At 35.9% G+C, this 18524-nt stretch carries 15 protein-coding genes; 1 reads left to right on the forward strand and 14 read right to left on the reverse strand.

Features of this window, described 5'->3' with window-relative positions; genetic code table 11:
- Nucleotides 1–178 precede the first annotated feature (178 nt).
- The 10 genes from BN986_RS17430 to BN986_RS17475 form a co-directional block, all read right to left on the reverse strand.
- The gene (locus BN986_RS17430; protein ID WP_040982535.1) at nt 179–1768 is read right to left on the reverse strand and encodes a solute:sodium symporter family transporter; all 1590 of its coding nucleotides are present in this window, start codon (nt 1766–1768) and stop codon (nt 179–181) included.
- 191 nt (nt 1769–1959) lie between these two features.
- A complete protein-coding gene (locus tag BN986_RS17435; RefSeq protein WP_040982536.1) occupies nt 1960–2847 on the reverse strand; it encodes a fumarylacetoacetate hydrolase family protein in 888 nt (295 codons plus the stop codon).
- Between the two features lie 39 nt (nt 2848–2886).
- Nucleotides 2887–3729, reverse strand: coding sequence for an amidohydrolase family protein (locus BN986_RS17440; RefSeq protein WP_040982537.1), 843 nt, complete (start codon nt 3727–3729; stop codon nt 2887–2889).
- Nucleotides 3730–3790: 61 nt separating this feature from the next.
- Nucleotides 3791–5506, reverse strand: a complete 1716-nt coding sequence (locus tag BN986_RS17445; protein WP_040982538.1) for an IlvD/Edd family dehydratase — start codon at nt 5504–5506, stop codon at nt 3791–3793.
- Between the two features lie 12 nt (nt 5507–5518).
- Complete coding sequence (locus tag BN986_RS17450; RefSeq protein ID WP_040982539.1) at nt 5519–6400, reverse strand: SMP-30/gluconolactonase/LRE family protein; 882 nt, start codon at nt 6398–6400, stop codon at nt 5519–5521.
- Nucleotides 6401–6429: 29 nt separating this feature from the next.
- Nucleotides 6430–7182: an SDR family NAD(P)-dependent oxidoreductase gene (locus BN986_RS17455; protein WP_052400868.1), complete on the reverse strand. Its 753-nt coding sequence runs from the start codon at nt 7180–7182 to the stop codon at nt 6430–6432.
- A 34-nt stretch (nt 7183–7216) separates the two neighbouring features.
- On the reverse strand, nt 7217–8314 hold the full coding sequence (locus BN986_RS17460; RefSeq protein WP_040982540.1) for a Gfo/Idh/MocA family protein: 1098 nt from the start codon (nt 8312–8314) through the stop codon (nt 7217–7219).
- Nucleotides 8315–8519: 205 nt separating this feature from the next.
- Nucleotides 8520–9809: an aspartate aminotransferase family protein gene (locus tag BN986_RS17465; RefSeq protein ID WP_040982541.1), complete on the reverse strand. Its 1290-nt coding sequence runs from the start codon at nt 9807–9809 to the stop codon at nt 8520–8522.
- A gap of 550 nt (nt 9810–10359) precedes the next feature.
- Complete coding sequence (locus BN986_RS17470; protein ID WP_040982542.1) at nt 10360–11109, reverse strand: IclR family transcriptional regulator; 750 nt, start codon at nt 11107–11109, stop codon at nt 10360–10362.
- A 351-nt stretch (nt 11110–11460) separates the two neighbouring features.
- Nucleotides 11461–12342 (reverse strand): LysR family transcriptional regulator, encoded by an 882-nt coding sequence (locus BN986_RS17475; protein ID WP_040982543.1) that lies wholly within the window; start codon nt 12340–12342, stop codon nt 11461–11463.
- Between the two features lie 113 nt (nt 12343–12455).
- Between BN986_RS17475 and BN986_RS17480 the strand changes: the two genes are divergently transcribed.
- Nucleotides 12456–13568 (forward strand): citrate synthase/methylcitrate synthase, encoded by a 1113-nt coding sequence (locus tag BN986_RS17480; RefSeq protein ID WP_040982544.1) that lies wholly within the window; start codon nt 12456–12458, stop codon nt 13566–13568.
- A gap of 217 nt (nt 13569–13785) precedes the next feature.
- On the opposite strand, the gene BN986_RS17485 is transcribed toward BN986_RS17480, so the two are convergent.
- From BN986_RS17485 to BN986_RS17500, 4 genes are all read right to left on the reverse strand, one after another.
- Nucleotides 13786–14994 (reverse strand): hypothetical protein, encoded by a 1209-nt coding sequence (locus BN986_RS17485; protein WP_040982545.1) that lies wholly within the window; start codon nt 14992–14994, stop codon nt 13786–13788.
- 319 nt (nt 14995–15313) lie between these two features.
- A complete protein-coding gene (locus BN986_RS17490) occupies nt 15314–15523 on the reverse strand; it encodes a hypothetical protein (RefSeq protein WP_040982546.1) in 210 nt (69 codons plus the stop codon).
- 118 nt (nt 15524–15641) lie between these two features.
- Nucleotides 15642–17405, reverse strand: a complete 1764-nt coding sequence (locus BN986_RS17495) for a putative ABC transporter permease subunit (protein ID WP_040982547.1) — start codon at nt 17403–17405, stop codon at nt 15642–15644.
- Nucleotides 17402–18196 carry an ABC transporter ATP-binding protein gene (locus tag BN986_RS17500; RefSeq protein ID WP_040982548.1) on the reverse strand — a complete coding sequence of 265 codons (795 nt, stop codon included), beginning with the start codon at nt 18194–18196 and terminating at the stop codon, nt 17402–17404. Before BN986_RS17500 ends, BN986_RS17495 begins: the two co-directional genes overlap by 4 nt.
- Nucleotides 18197–18524 lie beyond the last annotated feature (328 nt).

Raw genomic sequence — 18524 nt, forward strand, 5'->3', positions numbered from 1 at the left:
AATCTTTACCTCTTATTACATAGAGTTAAAAAAGGATGGTATATTTGTCCTCTCATACTATATAAGAGAAGATAGGTTCCATATCTCTTCTCTTATATAGTATGAGAGGACAATATAAAGAATCGTTGCTTGGACAATGTAACTTTTTCTCTCATAACCTACTATCTTGACTTTTAATCTACCCAGCAATACCCAGTTTGGAGAAAAAGATATATATTAGAAGAATAGATGCGATGATCGCCAAAGAGAATGGATATAAATATTTCCAATTTGTAACATCAACGGAATTATTCTCTTTAAGAACAAATTCTGTTTCTCTCGGTCTGATTTTTCCAATAATCAACATTAATGCTACACAAATAACAAATAATATCCCTAGGATATGAATATAATGTAACCCAAAATCCCAAACCAATTGTGTTAAAGCATAAGCGAAGATAAATACTGCTAAAGATATTTTCGCAGCTATTGTAGGTACACGTTTTGTCAGATATCCTACAATTATAATTGTTAAGATTGGCACATTGTATAACCCATTGACCGTTTGTAAATAAACAAAAAATCCTTCCGGAACCAGTGCAATCAATGGTGCCACAATAATTGCAAAAAGGGCAATACCAGTACCAATATATTTTCCTTTTCGTACAAGAGTCGCTTGTGTTGCATTTGGATTAATGTAAGGCTTATAAACATTTAACATAAATAGGGTCACCGATGAATTGAGCGCTGAATTAAATGTTGATAATACTGCTCCGGCTAAAACAGCTGCAAAAAATCCAAGTAACGGGCTCGGTAACACATGTTCAACGAGTCTAGGATACGCATCTTCAGGTATTAATTCAGGGCCGAATATATTAAAAGCAATAATTCCAGGCAAGATAATAATTATCGGCGTGAATAACTTAAATGCCGCAGCCAATAGTAACCCTTTTTGCCCTTCCTTTAAGCTTTTGGCTGCAAGTGCACGTTGCATGACAAGTTGGTTTGTCCCCCAATAGAATAGTCCGATTAAAAGCAACCCGGTAAATAAAGTACTAAAAGGGACTGGTTCTGCAGATGAACCAATAGCATTTAACTTATCAGGTGTATCATTAATAATGGTGGTTATCCCTTCCAATACGGAACCATCTCCCAAAACAGCTAGCCCTAATATTGGTATCAATAGGCCTCCAATGAACAATCCAACTGCATTTACCGTATCACTGATAGCAACAGCTTTTAGTCCACCAAAAATAGCGTAAATGGCACCAATTCCTCCAACGGTGATAGAAATGATCCAAAATGCGGTTAATCTGCTGACACCCAGAATTTCGTCAATATTAAAAATACCATTAAATGCGATGGCACCTGTATATAGAACTGGAGGCATTAAATTCGTGATATACCCAAGTAAAAAAAGAATGGTAACGATTTGTTTCGTTTGCTCATCATAACGATCAGCCAGAAAATCAGGAATCGTTATAATATTCCCTTTTAAATACCGAGGTAGAAAAAAGATTGCTACAATAATAAGTGCAATGGCAGCTATTACTTCAAAGGCCATGGAAGATAAGCTAAACTGATATCCCTCTGCACTTAAGCCAATAAGTTGTTCCGTAGAAAGGTTTGTTAACAATAGTGACCCAGCAATTACCCATGCAGAAAGCCCTCTACCTGCTAAATAATAACCTTCCGTAGTATGAAGATTTTCACCTCGCGTATAGAAATAAGAAATCAAAGCAACCAATCCCATAAAAAACAAAAACGATATAATTGTTATGAATGACATTGAAAGCCTCCTATAATAATAGTTTTAAACAAAATAATTTTTTTAGAACGCAGCGAAAGAGTTTAAAAATGCCCTTTCTTTCTTGCCTGCTTTTCCACGTAAGAAGCTTTTTGAATTCTCATCACTCTCTTACCTTACTAAGATGAAACTGAAATCCATTAGAAATCTACAATACTGAAGCGCTTTCAAATTCATTCATATACAAATTTATTTGTTAAGCTTCCTAGTTTTTCTATTTCCACAGTTACTTCATCTCCAGGTTTTAAAAATACTTGTTTATCTTCTGGTTCCCCCATAATCACTCCCTCTGGTGTGCCTGTTAAAATGAGATCGCCTGGAGTTAAGGTCATATACTTAGAAATATAACTAATAATTTCATCACAATGAAAAATCATATCGGAAGTATTTGAATTTTGTTTTTCCTCTCCATTTACAATTGTTTTAAGTTGCAAATTATTTGGATCTTCCACTTCGTCGCTAGTTACTAAATATGGACCGACCGGACTGAAATCATCACAGCTCTTGCCAAGCAACCATTGACTGGAAACAAATTGTAAATCTCGGGCGGATAAATCATTTCCTGTAACATAGCCAAATACATGATCTAATGCTTCGTTTATAGGAACATTTTTTGCTGTTTTTCCAATGACAATTCCTAATTCTACCTCGTAATCTAGCTTTTTTGTGGTTTTAGGAATTTTAATAGCTTGTTTATGTCCCGTTAATGTATTATTAAATTTGTTAAACAGAATGGGTGTTTCGGGATAGGGTGAACCCGTTTCGTCTGCATGTTTTCGATAGTTCAACCCAACGCAAATAATTTTACTTGGTGAGGTAATAGCTGGACCCCAATTAATATCTGCCTCTTTCAAATAACGTACAGATTCCGTATCTAATTGTTCTATATAACTCGTTATTTCTTTCACCATTTCTTTTCCTCCATGGATAAGTTCCATCACATCCGTTGGAATAGTGGTATTTCTATGATTTTGGAGTAATTCATCGAAATCGATAATACCTTTATCCGTTTGAATCCCTAAAACTTCTTTTTCTTCTTTCCGGATAGTTAAAAATTTCATCATTATTCCCCTCTCTATATAATTTCATAATGTCAACTATCATTTACGCAATCTTAAAATTTCAGGTATATTCCGGTGTATAATATCCTCTATAATATGATCGGGAATCTTTGGCACCTTGGTTCCTTCTACAACATCGTTAATTTTCCACAATGTATCTATTGTTTGTGTTATTGTAAAAAACGGGAAATCTGAACCCAAAAATATTTTATGTGTTACACCATATTCCATGGCTAATACCATTGCATTGTAGTATTGCCATGGTCTGCCCCCTAAAGCGGATAAATCCATATACATATTTGGATTTTTACGAACTACTGAAATACATTCTCCAACCCAAGGATGCCCCATGTGAGCAATAATTATTTTTAAATCTGGAAATGCTCTTGCAATTGGATCTAAAGCGGCTGGTCTTGATGCATCTAAAAACCCTTCTGGAACAAACGATGTCCCTTGATGAAATAGTATTGGAATATCTAATTCATTCGCTTTTGCATATAAGGCAAAATGTTTCTTGTCATCCGGATAGAAATTTTGATACATTGGCCCTAATTTTAATCCGCTTAAATGTAAATTTTTTACTGCATCTTCTAATATACCAGGCGCTAAATCATTGTTCGGATCTACACTCGCAAATCCAAATAATCTATCCGCATGTTTGGAAACATATTCAGAAACATATTCGTTCGGAACCCTCGTGCCTGTTGCCGGTGCATCAAACGCTAAAACGATCGCTCCATCTACATCCTTTATACTTTCTTGATGATCTTCTGGTAAGGCAATTAATTCATGTTCTTTTCCCCAAGCTCTTTGACATGCTTCTCTCATCGCTCCAGTTACATGACCTGGTCCAAATAAATGGGTGTGACTATCAAATATCATGACAAGCAACCCCTCCTCGTTTATTCTGATTCTTCCTAGCTGATGGTAAAACTTCTTCTATTTAAATATTGCTTTTTAATTCATCCCTCAATTCCTTGGGGAGTAAAAAATCAAAATCGCATCCTAACTCCGCCTGCAAAACTGTATTTTCAAATAACAGCCCATAGCCACGATCATAAAATGGCTCTGGCTGTACCCATTTTGACTTCCTCTTCTCTAATTCTTCTTCATCAACAAGTAATTGAAGGAGCCGATCATGGATATCCAATTTAATTTCATCTCCATTTTCAATTAATCCGAACGGTCCTCCGACAGCAGATTCTGGAGATATATGAACTACCAGCGTTCCATAAGAAGTTCCACTTATTCTTCCATCAGATATACGCACCATATCACGCACACCTTTTTCTAATAGTTTCTGTGGGATAGGTATTTGCCCTTCTTCCGGCATACCTGGAGCACCTTTTGGTCCGAGATTTTTCAAAACTAATACACTATTCTCATCGACATCAAGATTTGGATCATCAATCCGCTTCTTCATATCTTCCAAAGAATCAAATACCACCGCTTTTCCTTTATGTTGAAAGTATTTTTTGGATACAGCTGTTTTCTTAATGAGTGAACCACCAGGGGACAGGTTTCCTTTTAAAACAGCAATGCCCCCGTCTGGTTCAATTGGCTCAGCTAACGGAAAGATAACTTTTCTATCCAAGACACGGACATTCATCAAATTCTCTTTCACCGTTTCACCTGTAACAGTCATACATTCTCCATGTAAAAGAGGTTCCAATTCTTTCATTAGAGAAGGTACACCACCAGCTTCAAAATACTCTTCCATTTGATATTGTCCAGATGGCCGCAAGTTCAATAAAAATGGCGTTTTTTTACTTATCTCATCGAACGTCTCTAACGGAAGTCTCATACCGAGACGTTGGGCAATAGCAACCATATGAATAATACTATTTGTTGAGCCGCCACTCGCCATCGTTACGGTGATCGCATTTTCGATAGCTTCTCTTGTCATAATATCTTTAGGCTTTAAGTTTTCTTTTACTAATTGAACGATTCGGTTCCCTGTCATCTGTGACATATGACGCCTTCTTGAATCGACAGCAGGTATTGCTGCACACCCTGGTAAAGCCATACCTAATCCTTCTGCAATCGATGCCATCGTACTAGCTGTCCCCATTACCATACAATGGCCATCGCTCCGGCAAATAGCATTTTCCGCTTCTGCAAGCTGAGCATCATCCAAATTTCCTGCTTTATGTTCTAAGGTAAAACGATAACAATCTGTACAAGCACCGAGGCTTTCTCCGCCCAGCCTGCCATTCAACATCGGCCCTCCTGTTAGGATGATGGATGGTATATTCGCACTAGCAGCGGCCATTAATTGAGCGGGGACTGTTTTATCACAACCTCCCAATAAAACAACTCCGTCAATAGGATGAGCTTTCATCATTTCCTCTGTATCCATGGCCATTAAATTTCGTAACAGCATAGATGTTGGTTTAATATATGGCTCCCCAAGAGAGATCGTCGGAAATTCCATTGGTGTGCCACCCGCTTGCCAGACGCCTCTCTTTACATGTTCAACGAGTTCGTTAAAATGCGAATGACACTTGTTTAATTCACTAAACGTATTGCATATACCAATGATTGGCTTCTTTATATCATCTTCCGTATACCCCATTGATTTTGTAAAAGAACGATGTACAAATCCCCACAGGGTTTGATCAGCAAAATATTTCTCACTTTTTCTGGTTTCATTACTCAAAGATGATACCTCCTATCGATTGTTAAATGAAAATGTTGGTAACCCTTGTACATCCATTTTGATACGGAATAATCCTCCAGAATAAGGGTGAGATGCTAACTCCTTTTCTGTTAATCCTGTACGAGCACTTGTAATGTATAATTCATTCCATTTCTTCCCGCCAAAGACACAAGAAGTCACACGAGGTACCGGTAGTTTAACCGTTTCTAATAAATTTCCGTTATTAGGATCCCAGCAACAAATGACACCTGCATCCCAATGAGCAACCCATAAATTCCCTTCCATGTCACCTGACATGCCATCAGGCAATTTAAATTCCTCTGGTATAACCACAACGGTTCTCTTATTTTTAATGTCACCTGTATTTATGTCATAATCGAAAGCTGCTATCTTAAATGCTAACGTATCAATATAATACATGGTTTGATAATCCGGAGACCAGGTTATACCATTTGAACATCCAACAGATTGAACCTTCGTTGATACGGAATGATCTAGTTGGAGACAAAATAATTCCCCTGTAAACTTTTCAGCGTCTATTCGATTAACAGTTCCTACCCAAAAACGTCCGAATGGATCACATATTCCATCATTAAATACATTTTCGGGATGCTTATTGGGGTTAGCGATAAATGTCTTTTCTGCCGTTTCAAGATGGAATGAATAAATGCCGCTTTCTGTGGCAATAATCACTTCCTGTTCATTCTTAGGAGCAACACTTCCAATATGCTCACCTATTTCTATTTTTCGATTTTGCTTGTTTTTAGGATCATATATATAGAGATTTCCTCTAACACTGTCGATCCAATAGAGTACCTGCCTTTTACTATCCCAGGAAGGGCTTTCTCCTAAATGCGCCTTTTCATCTTGGACCAGTTCCCAAGCATTATTCACCCGTCCCACCTCATAACACTAAAATAGTTTTACAATTCACTACCATTTGCCAAATGTCCACCATCAATTACTAATACCGTTCCTGTAATATAAGTTGCTTGGTCAGAAGATAAAAAATAGACTCCATCCGCCACTTCTTCCACTGTTCCTAATCTTTTCATAGGTGTTTTCTCTGTTAAGTTCAATGTCTCATCTTCTTTTTTTAATTTTTTATCCAATGGTGTATCAATAAAGCCGGGTGCTACCGCATTTACTCTGATATTGTACTGTGCCAACTCTACAGCTAACGATTGTGTCAATAAATTAATTCCTCCTTTCGAAGCATTGTAATGGGCTAAATACGAACTGCCAGCTAAGCCATTTTTAGATGAAATATTTACAATACAGCCATGAATTTGATCTTGTATCATTCGCTTTGCTATCCATTGGCTGAGAATAAAATTTGCCCTAAGGTTCACTTGCATAATCTGGTCCCAATTTTCTATCGGAATTTCAATAACAGGTTCTCTAACTGCTGATCCAGCGTTATTTACTAAAATATCTATCCCTTCCCAATAGGCATATGCCTTCTCCACTTTTTCTTCTATATCTTCAACATCTTGCAAGTCACAGACAATTGGTAGAATTTGATTTTTATAAGCGCTAAATTCAGCAGTTAAAATGGATAAGTGCTCTTCATCGTTATCTAATATAGCAACATGACAATTGTTTTTTAGATACTTTTGAACAATTCCCTTCCCTATGCCCTTAGCTCCCCCGGTAACTAACACTCTTTTATGCAAATGAATACCCTCCTTTTTTTCAATATTTAAATATTTACCATTTATATATATCTGGTATTTTGACTTGTTTTCCATCTGAATTTATCGACTTCTCAGATAAAATTCCAGGCAATGTAAGTTGTAAAGCCTTATAGATATCAATATTTAGAGGCTTGTCATTCATAATACAATCTAGAAAATCTTTAATCATATAATAGTCTGCTCCCCAATGATTAGAGTTTTTTGGTTCAACAGGCATTTTCAAATAATCTTCTGGTAAAAATTCAGGATATAATTTTTCTAAATCCATCCATTCTTCACTAGATGGATTATAATCTTTTAACCATACGCGATGTTTCTCTCCAGGAATTCTTGGTGCTTCATAACAACCCTTGGTTCCTTGTAAGGAATAATACCGCATATTATGAGGTCGATTAGAAGTTAAATCTAATCTTATTTTTATCAGCGCACCACTTTCTGTTCTGCATAACATAATCGTCGTGTCATCAATTTCATTATCTGGAGATGTATGTGATCCGGAACCTAAACAATTTACATATTGAACGCTTTCGTTAAACCAATTTAGTATAGGTCCAAGACTATGTGTCCCATAATTACAACCACGTTTTCCCATGGTGTCTGTTTTCCGCCACGTTGGATCACCATTTTCATCGTATTGTAAATGTTTCACATTATGTATATACTCTCCCTCCGAATAATAAATCTCGCCAAATAAACCTTTCTTAACCATATTGTTTATAGCAACATTTTCTCGTATATAACAATAATTCTCCGCCATCATGTATTTCGCCTTACTACGTTTGACTGCATCGAATAATAATTTACATTCTTCCAAAGTTACTGCCGCGGTTACTTCTGACAGTACATGGATATCCTTATTCAAAGCTAAAATTGCTTGACTTGCGTGCATATGAATGGGAGATGTTAACACAACGACATCAATATCATCGTTAAGTAGTTCCTCATAGTTAGAAAAGGTTTTGTTCACACCATATTTTTCTGAAAACTTCATCAGAGCTTCTTTATCCGTATCCATAATGGCTTTCACTTCTACATTATTAAATAAGTTAAAATCTTTATAAAAATCAGCTCCTCGTGTTGTACCAACTATTCCAATCTTCAGTTTATTCATATAAGATCTCTCCTAAATAAATTTATGAAACTTACAAATTAAACGAGCTAATGTAACATCTTTTGTTTAACTTTTTTATTCATGGTCGTTGTTTGCTGCCATCCTCAAATCCATTTTTTAGCACTTGAGGATGGTTATTATTCATATATTAAATGATCCCACTCTACGAAGCTACTTTAAAATTTTTGAATGAATGAAAAAGATACTAAATTAACTCTTTTAAAACATCCTCTATTGCTTGCAATGTGTTATCAATATCTTCTTTGGTGTGACTATAACTAATATGATTCCGTTTAATATTCATCGGCATTTTGAAAAAGCCTCGTTCAATCAGTTTCTTTCGATAACTGACATACATTTCAGCATCATTCTTCATTAAATCTGTATAATTTTTGGGTTCAAAATCCATAAAATATGTTGTCCAAACAGATCCAAATCCAGCTACATATGCTTTCATGCCTAGTCTTTCATGTATTTCGCGGATTCCATTTCTCATCCTATCTCCAAGTTCAAAAATGTGTTTATGGACCGGTTCTGTTTCCATAATTTCCATAGTAGCAATCGTTGCTGAAGTACCAACGGCATGCCCATTGTATGTACCAGCAAACCACACGTCTCCACCAGGATTGGTATTGTAACGCTCCATATATTCTTTCTTTCCGGCGACTGCAGCCATCGGGAATCCGTTCGCCATTGCTTTCCCCATTGTTGTCAAATCAGGTGTTACACCAGCAACCTTTTGAAAACCTCCTAAGTCATGGCGAAATCCTGTAATCACCTCGTCAAAAATCAATACCGCATTATTTTCATCACATAAATCACGCAACCCTTGTAAGAATCCTTCTTCTGGCAACACACAGCCTATATTATGTGGAATTGGCTCTACAATGATTGCTGCAACTTCATTCTTGTTTTTATGAAAAGTTGCTGCAACATCGTCTAAATCATTGAATGTACAAATTAGTGTATTATCAATTGCTTCATCCATCATTCCAGCAGAGCCCGGATCACGTTTGCCTATCATATCAGGAGTACTTAACATGTTTCTTGCTACATAATCATGCCATCCATGATAACACCCTTGAAATTTAATTAATTTAGTTCGATTTGTTATAGCTCTTGAAAGTCTAATAGCATGATAAGTAGCTTCTGAACCCGAATTGCAAAACAATACCTGATCTGCTGAAGGTACATTTTTTGTAATTTTATCTGCACATTTAATCTCTAAATCAGTGGTACCTACTCCATATAAGTCTGTTGTTGAAAGAGCTTCAATTACTCGATCATTTACTGCTTTATAATTATGACCTAATATATATGGTCCGAATGCGGATTGATAATCAACATATTTGTTTCCATCCGCATCATAAATGTAAGCGCCTTCCGATTTAGTGAAAATTAAATGAGGATCAACATTTCTTATAGAAGTGTGTACGCCACCAGGGGTATATTTTATTGCCTCTTCATATAATTCTTTACTTTTCGTATTCAACATTTCTAAAAACCCTCCCTATTTTTAATTATGCACATATAAAAAATATATACTGCACCAATCAATGAAAACGCTATCTAAAATGATTGAAAATTATCATCTCCTTTAAATTTTAAAGTTGGCCACAAAATAAATACACATGAAGCATATTCTAAATGAATCAGTAATTGAAATACATAATACTGAACTCTGTTCCTCTTGTTGAACAAGTATAATCTGCAAATACTAGTTTTGTCAATAATTATTTTTATGTTTTATTTGCTAACAACAAAAAATAAATTATTAAAGATAGTACCAATTTTATTTTCTTAACTTTAAAATACGTTTTATTTCTGTTATTCAGATATGGAAAAATAATCAATCATAAAAAAACCCGAACCTATTGAAATTCAAATAACTGAAAGAATTTCAATAAGTTCGGATTCTCATTTATATCAAATACAATTTTTCATTCATTACATACAAATCATAAAACGAAACTTCATTCAGTGGGAGTTTTACGGGCGATTCTCCGTGATAAAGAAACAAGTATATGAAATTACCTGTTATATATTTATATACTTTTTGCTATATCTTGTGCTGTTTCACGAACTAACTCTCCAATTTTTGAAAATTGATCTTTCGGTAAATGGGAGGTATGACTGGTTACACTAATAGCCGTTGGAGTAGTATGACGTGCATTAATTATTGGAGCAGCAATGCACCTGACACCAATCTCCCCTTCTTCATCTTCAATCGCATAACCATTCTGACGGACAGCATTCAAGGATTCCTTGAAAGCCGTCACATCTGTTATAGTATTCGGTGTAGCTTTTTCCAAATTTTCAAATCTCACTATTTGATCAAGTTCCGATTCACTCAAGTAAGCTGCTATTGCTTTTCCTAATCCCGTTAAATGTATTTCCGTCTTTAGTCCTGGATATGTGGAAAATTTTATAAAACTATCCGGTTCTTCTTTTGCTATATACATAATCTGATTTTCATGAAGTATACCTAAATGTACAGTAAAGCCCGATTCCCCCATTAAACGTTTCATATATGGTTTTGCCAACTCTATCATATTACTATCTGATACATACGTCATTCCAATCTGAAACATTTTAGGTCCAATTTGAAAACAACTATTTATATCTTTTTGAACCATATTATGATATTCCAGTGTCCTCATAATTGCAAAAACAGTTGCTTTTGGTAAATCAAGTTTCTTACAAATTTCTGTTACAGTGTATTTTTCTTTCGACTCACTAATTAATTTTAGTATTTTAATTGTTCTTTCCAAAGCTGGTACGTGATATTTTTCCAATTAGCTCCCCCCAATTACGTTATCTATTGACAAAGGACTGTATATTATTTGTTTAAAATATGACCCTTCAACCAATGAATCAGTTTAGTATATAAACCCACGTTCATAATATAGTACCATTATAAGAATATATTTTTTCTTTTGTCAAGGTATCAAGTTTGAGTCAACTATTTATAATTACTCTTTAAAGATTTTTAAGCCTTTATTTGGATTAGTTGGACACTCTATTCTGAGCTCGATAGAGAATAAATTTAATTTTGTTATAGAAAATAAAAATATTGCCTAAAAGGGGATTTCCAGTTAAATAGAAAGCATTCTTTCAAATATTTCTCTCTTACCAATCTAAATATATTAATACGAGAAATATTCTCCAAGAAAATCTTGAAACAACCTGTTTTCTTCTGTATCCGCACGAGTAACTATATAGGTAGATGCCTTTGGAAGCTTTAACCCGGGCGTTCTTACTTCCAGCAATCTTCCTTCCATTAGTTCTCGATTCAAAGCGATTTTAGGAAGAAAAGAGAAACCAAGCCCCTCCTCGATAAATTTTTTCGTAATGTGGACCTGTGTAACAACCATAGTACGAACCTTGTGATACTTTACATGGATCGCATTTAATAGATCATCCCAGTATTCGGGATGATTATAGGTGAACAATGTCTGATTTTCAAATAGATCATGAATATCAATAGGCGGGCTGCTTTCTAAATCACCACCATCATGAGAGCATACACAAATCACATCATCTTCTTTTATTTTCTCCACTTGCAATGATCCTTGTACGGGTTTCATCTGCAATAGCCCTAAATCTGCTTCACCCTTTTCAATCATTTCGCTTATTTCCATGGATTCTTTTATTTGCACGATCACTTCCACATCCATGTGTCTTTCCATAAATTGTCTAATAATATATGGAAGAATAGAGGCAGCTAATAATGGAGAAATAGCGATGGTTAACTTTCTTTTATACCCCTGTTCCCAAGCTAGTAAATCATGAGTTCCACGGTCATAGTTGGATAATATTAATCGGGCGTGCGGTAAAAATCGGCGTCCAGCTTCCGTAAGAACGATATTACGTCCAGACCGACTAAAAAATTGTGTGCCAATATCTCTTTCAAGCTGTTTAATATGTGCCGTTACCGTTGGCTGTGCCATATATAGCTTTTCTGCCGTTTTTCTAAAATTTTCATTTTCTGCAGCCATAATAAAAGTCCGTAACCAATTTATATTCATCTCTTCCTCCTAATTGATTATGATTTTTAATCGTTTATTTAATAAATAACTAATATTCATTATTATACATCTCATTTATAATAGTCATAAATAGTAAAAATGGAGGGATTATTATGAATTTTAGACCTGGTCTTGAAGGTATTACAGCAGTAAAAACCCATTTGAGTTCTGTAGACGGTGAAAATGGCCGTTTGATTTTTCGTGGATACGAAGCGGACGAATTAGCTCGTAAGTATACGTTTGAAGAAGTGATCTATTTACTCTGGTACGGGGAACTGCCGGCACAAAATGAATTAAAAAAATTGAAAAAGCAGCTTCATGAAGCAAGAAATTTACCGGAGTCCATCATCCGTATTATGGATGAATTACCAGAAGACATGGAAATGATGGCAGTTTTAAGAACAAGCATATCTTCTTTGAAAGCGAATCCAGAATGGCCTCCAACATTAGAAGAAGCAACCCGTATCACAGCTATCATACCAACTATACTTGCTTATCGTTATAGAACTTTACACCATTTAGAATTTATTGCACCTGATCATCAATTAGATCATGTGTCCAATTACTTGTATATGCTTACTGGTAAAATACCAAAAGACGCACATATCAAGGTTTTAAATGCTTATTTTATACTTACGGCAGAACATGGTATGAATGCCGCAACGTTTACGTCTAGGGTAATTGCATCTACTGAATCTGATTTGTTTTCTGCCGTTTGCGGAGCAATTGGTGCTATGAAAGGACCATTGCATGGAGGTGCACCAACCGGTGTCATGTCAATGTTAAACGAGATAGGTTCAATGGAAAATACCGAAGATTGGTTAAGAAAAAAACTAAATAGAAATGAAAAACTGATGGGATTCGGACACCGTGTTTATAAAACGAATGATCCCCGGGCTGAGGCATTAAGCGATGTCATTGCAAGTTTATCGGCTGATGATGATTGGTTTGTCCTTGCAAGGCATGTGGAAAATACAGCTATTCGCCTGCTTGAAGAATATAAACCTGGACGAAGACTTTATACCAATGTTGAGTTTTATGCAGCAGCTGTTTTCAAAGCTATAGATCTGCCGGAAATGCTGTATACACCAACATTTACTGCAAGCAGGGTAGCCGGATGGAGTGCTCATGTTCTAGAGCAGGCAGAAAACAATCGGATATTCCGTCCGCTTTCTGAGTATACTGGACCGGAAAATATAATTAAAGAAAATACTCAAAGAGGCTAGGGGAAGACCAGCCTCTTTGGTAATACTGCATTAAAATATTAATCGATAAAACGAAACTTCATAATGTTTGTAAACAGATAAATCTGCATTAAATTAAAAACTTCCCTTTAAAATAGAGTATTTAATTTTATAATATGGTTCATTCATTTGTTGAAGTGATTTTTTAGTTCTATTTGATTATATTTTTTTACTAGATGCTCTCTTTACAAAGACGAATTTATATGAAAGTTGAACAATTAATATAATAATAATTCTTATCTTTAAAATATTGACCTTGTATTTCGCCTATTCCTTTAATACTTACTAATCCATTTTTATGAACTGGCTCCGTATTCAACACTACATGTACTTTATTTATAGAATTATACTCTCCATAATAATAAGTAATCGCAGGCTGATTTATTTGATATGCTTTATCATTAATACTAATGGAAATAAAGCGTTTATGTAGAAACCGCTTTTCATAAGCAATGATATTCATTGGATCGAATCCAGTCAGTCCAATTTCCCCTGTAATAAATAAGTGGTAACCTTCTCTATTCTCGAATTCTCTAAAAATATCCTGCTTGCTTTTTTTAATCTTATTAATGATAGAATTTGTTTCCTCACTAATTTTCACTTGAATATTTTTATCTATTTCCAATTCAACCGTATCTTTCAAGAGGTCGTATAAATATTTATCGGTATCAAAGAAGGTTTCTTTCCAATCAGGAGAAATTTCATCTAATAGTAAGCAGATAAATAACCCAGAACTATAATTACTTTTTCTAAGATGAAAAGTTGACTCACTGCCATCTATTAAATGCTTACCATATTTTTTCACTATAATATCATCTTTATTAGAGCTAATATGTGAATAAGAATGTGATTCTACATAAAAGGCCGGCCCTTCTACTGTTTCAATAGAATTCTCATATTCCATAAATTCCCCAATAAACATTCGTCTTTTTTCACGAAGACTAATAAAGTTATTTAGCTGTATTCGTTTTTCTATTTTAGAAGTTGATATTACTGCATCATAAAGGCATTTTCTTTCCTTATTTCTTAACTCTACGTTTTCGTTCAATAGCGGGTAAGATATTCCTAATAATTCATTAGGGAATCTATTTTCTTCCAGCAGATATTGGAAACCATGAAATAGTTCATGCACAACAATAGCATATACACTTTCCATATCATCATGATAAGAGTCTAAGTTTACAATAGCTGTTGGGTATTCTTCGTAAATTATAAGTGTGTCTGCTCCATTAAATTGATCATTCCAATTTAATAAATGGTATGGTTTATTTTCTGTTGAAAATTTTGGATGATTATATAAATATACTTTTTCTTTATCATATAAAGCAAAGACGGTTAACTGAAAGCCCTTCCAATAATAATTGATATTATGGCTTATTATTTCACTTATATTTTCAAAATTTAACATTTTGCTGCTTCCTCTCATGACTTTTTTGCCAACAGTTAAAACAGTCTATAGCACCTCAGCTATCTCCTCAAACTCAAGTTCATACTAATATCGCTTCTTTAAGAAAAACCTTTGTATACGATTCCTCTTCCGTCTTCTAACAAATTGGCTTACTTCGATATTTACCATGTCTGAAAAAATGTTTGCTATAAAACGAAACTTCATTCAGTGGGAACTTTTCTCTTCTCCCACTGAATTAGCCTAAATGATTCAGGTGTTAGCTCACCTGATCTTCCGCCTAAATACATTTATTTTCTCTCTTTATTTGAAGGCGGGAGTTTTACGGGCGCTTCTCCGTAATAAAGTTACTAAAAATTTGTAAAGAGATACCAACAATACCAATTGGCAAAACTACAGCCCACGATACGTTATGAATGTTGATTAGGTCCGTTACCCCCAATAGCTTAAACATCAAAATTAGCGTCATCCAGAAACCTGTAATACGTATGCTTTTTTTATTAAATATAGGGCCTCCTTGAATCTTTTTCAATACAAGACCTCCTCATTCTTCCACCTGATTCATGCTTACCAAACTTAAAATAGTTATATTTTCTTTAATTACCGCTTCTTCTTTCAGCAAAATTGGCTTTCTCACTAAAAAACAAAGCTTAATACAAACTCTTGCCAGATTTCTGTTTAAACAAAGCCTTTCCACTCGTCTCGTTCACTATATCAATAGTAACACCACGATTAATCCGCTTCGCACTCACATACAAGAACAACCACGCAAGGCCAATAGATAATATGAACATCAGCAATAGACCAAGGCTTATTACTATCATTGGATTGCTTGCTTTCCATGTAAGCAAAACGCCAAACAAGCTAAATACGAAGCCGAAAAATCCAGAACTTTCCGCGCCCAGATCAACAACAAATGGAGCTGCCTCACCAGGTACGAGCATTAATGCGTAAGGGATGCTTAAAACAGCCAAATACACATATGCCAACAATAATAGAAACATGGATGTTCCAAAGGTTAATCGCTGCTGGGGATTGCCCGGATTAAACCGTGCACCAATTGTCCCAATCCAAATGCCGATGGAGCTGATTCCGATTGTAATTCCTGCTTTCACCACAATTCCAAAGATGAACTGCCACCATGCCCAGCCAAGAAATACTCCTACAATACATTCCAGGATCGTTAAAATAATAAATGGAAGCAACCAGCTGATCCATAGCTTTCCTAAGGCAATATCGCGGCCTGATAATGGGAACGTGCGTAAGATCCACGCAGACAGTCCTTCCCGCGCAATAGCCGCAGCAGCGAGCTGTCCGTTAAACAATGCATAAATAAATAAAAAGAAGCCTTGGGCAATGGGCCAAGAAATATCATTAAATCCGCGAAGATCACTTAAGCGGACGTCCCCACTCATGAAGAAGCCAATCACTGGAAAAACGATGAAAAAGGCGAGAGGTAAAAATGTCATCCATTCTCTCATATCACGTTTAATGGAAAACCATTCTTTCTTCCCGATCGCAATAACTGGATGTGATACACCCTGCGCACGTTCTTTTTTAGGTTTACGCTTTTTCTTTTTCCCGCTTCCCTCACTTAGTCTAATCCAACCCGTACGAAATCCTTTTTCAACTAATGTCGTCGTAAGTAAAATCAATATTCCGGCAAAAAGTATCAATAAAATCATTGGCAGGAAAAAGCTCATTGAACCATTTGCTGCCTGAATTAATGCATTACTTCCCCAGCTTACCGGTATCCAATCCGGTAAAACTGGAAGCCCTGCCATAAGCGACTCTGATAATGAACGGTTATTTGATATTTGCGGTAACATAAATATCAAATAGACAAACAATCCTGACAGAAAGGTCATCGCTGTCATCAATTCATTTGCACGTTTTGCAGGTATAAGCTGTATGACAACCAAATTAAGCAGGTAGACAATGGAAAGCCCAATGGTAGCTCCGGCAAACAACATACATACAAGTACGAAATAATATAAAATATTTGCGCCGCTGGCCACCCCATAAGCTGTAAGTGGTACTAAAAGAAATAAAAAAACAGTCAAAGGTGTGCCGATAAAGCTTTGCATGTACTTCATTATAAAAATATGCCTCGTTTTAATCGGCATGGTGAACAGAAACTCTAAATCGGTTGCCGAGTACATGTGTTTAAACACTTCTGGCATCCCGATTAAAATAATCATTCCAATAATCATTAACAAGCTGTAAGAAAAGATCCCATCTAAAATGGGCTCAGTCACCGAACCGGCAATGTTCCATATCGCTTGAGAGACAAAAAACAGCAGAACAGCCAAGACTGCAAAAATAACAAGATAGGCAAAATAGTTTTTCAGATTTTGTGATTTAAGTGTATTTACAAATATCCTCCGCTGATTCTTGAACAAAACTTTTATCATGATGGACCACCTGGCTGATCTTCTTTCGCCATCTCTTGAATAATCGCTTCTTGATCATCACCACCTGTTAACTCTAAGAAAATATCTTCAAGGCTTCCTTCTGTACGCCCGTCTTTTTCCCTTAATTCATCCATTGTTCCAAGAGCAGTAATATTGCCATCTGAAATAATACCGATCCGGTCACACATCTGTTCCGCGATTTCAAGAATATGCGTTGTTAAAAACACCGTCATCCCATTATCGCATTCTTCTCTGAGCAAATTTTTTAGATTCCTTGCACTTTTTGGATCAAGCCCCACGGTTGGTTCATCTAAAAATAATATTTCCGGATCATGAACAAGTGCTCCGCAGATCGCGATTTTTTGCTTCATCCCATGAGAATATCCTTCTATTAATTCATTAGCCCGGTCCGTCAGTCCAAATATGGACAGTAACTGCTTCGCCCGTTCTTTAAAATGATCCGATGATATTTGAAATACAGATGCCACAAACTCCAGATATTCCCAGCCTGTCAGTTTCGGATATAAATTCGGCTGGTCTGGAACATAAGCAATCTGTTTTTTTGCTTCAAGCGGATTCTTCCAAATATCATTTCCATTTATTTCAACTGTACCGCTTGTCGGCTCAAGCAATCCCGTCATCATTTTAATCGTCGTTGTTTTACCCGCTCCATTCGGCCCTAAAAATCCAAACAATTCTCCTTTTTTCACTTGAAAATTAATACGTTCTACAGCAGCTTGTTGTCCATATTTCTTTTCAAGCTCTGCTATTTCAATGGATAATTCACTCATCTTATGACCTCCTTTGTATTTATTGTAAAAAGAAATATTGCTCATCTAAGCAAGAGAAAGCTCTCTTTTAATTGTATTAGTGCAATTTTACCCCGGAGAATCGTCCATAAAAACTCCCGCCTCAAAATAAAGCGTAAAATAAATTTATTTAGGCGGGAGATAACGAACGCTACCTCCCTGAATCACTTAGGCTAACTCAGCGGGAGAATGAAGGAAGCAGACTAAGTTCGCGACGTCCTGGGACTGGGGCTGCGATTACTCGCCCCATCGAAAACCGTTGTCGCAACGTCTGCACTAGCACATCCTGGGACTGCGGTTACTCGTCCCA

Source organism: Oceanobacillus jeddahensis (genome assembly GCF_000750635.1).
Taxonomy (GTDB): Bacteria; Bacillota; Bacilli; order Bacillales; family Amphibacillaceae; genus Oceanobacillus; species Oceanobacillus jeddahense.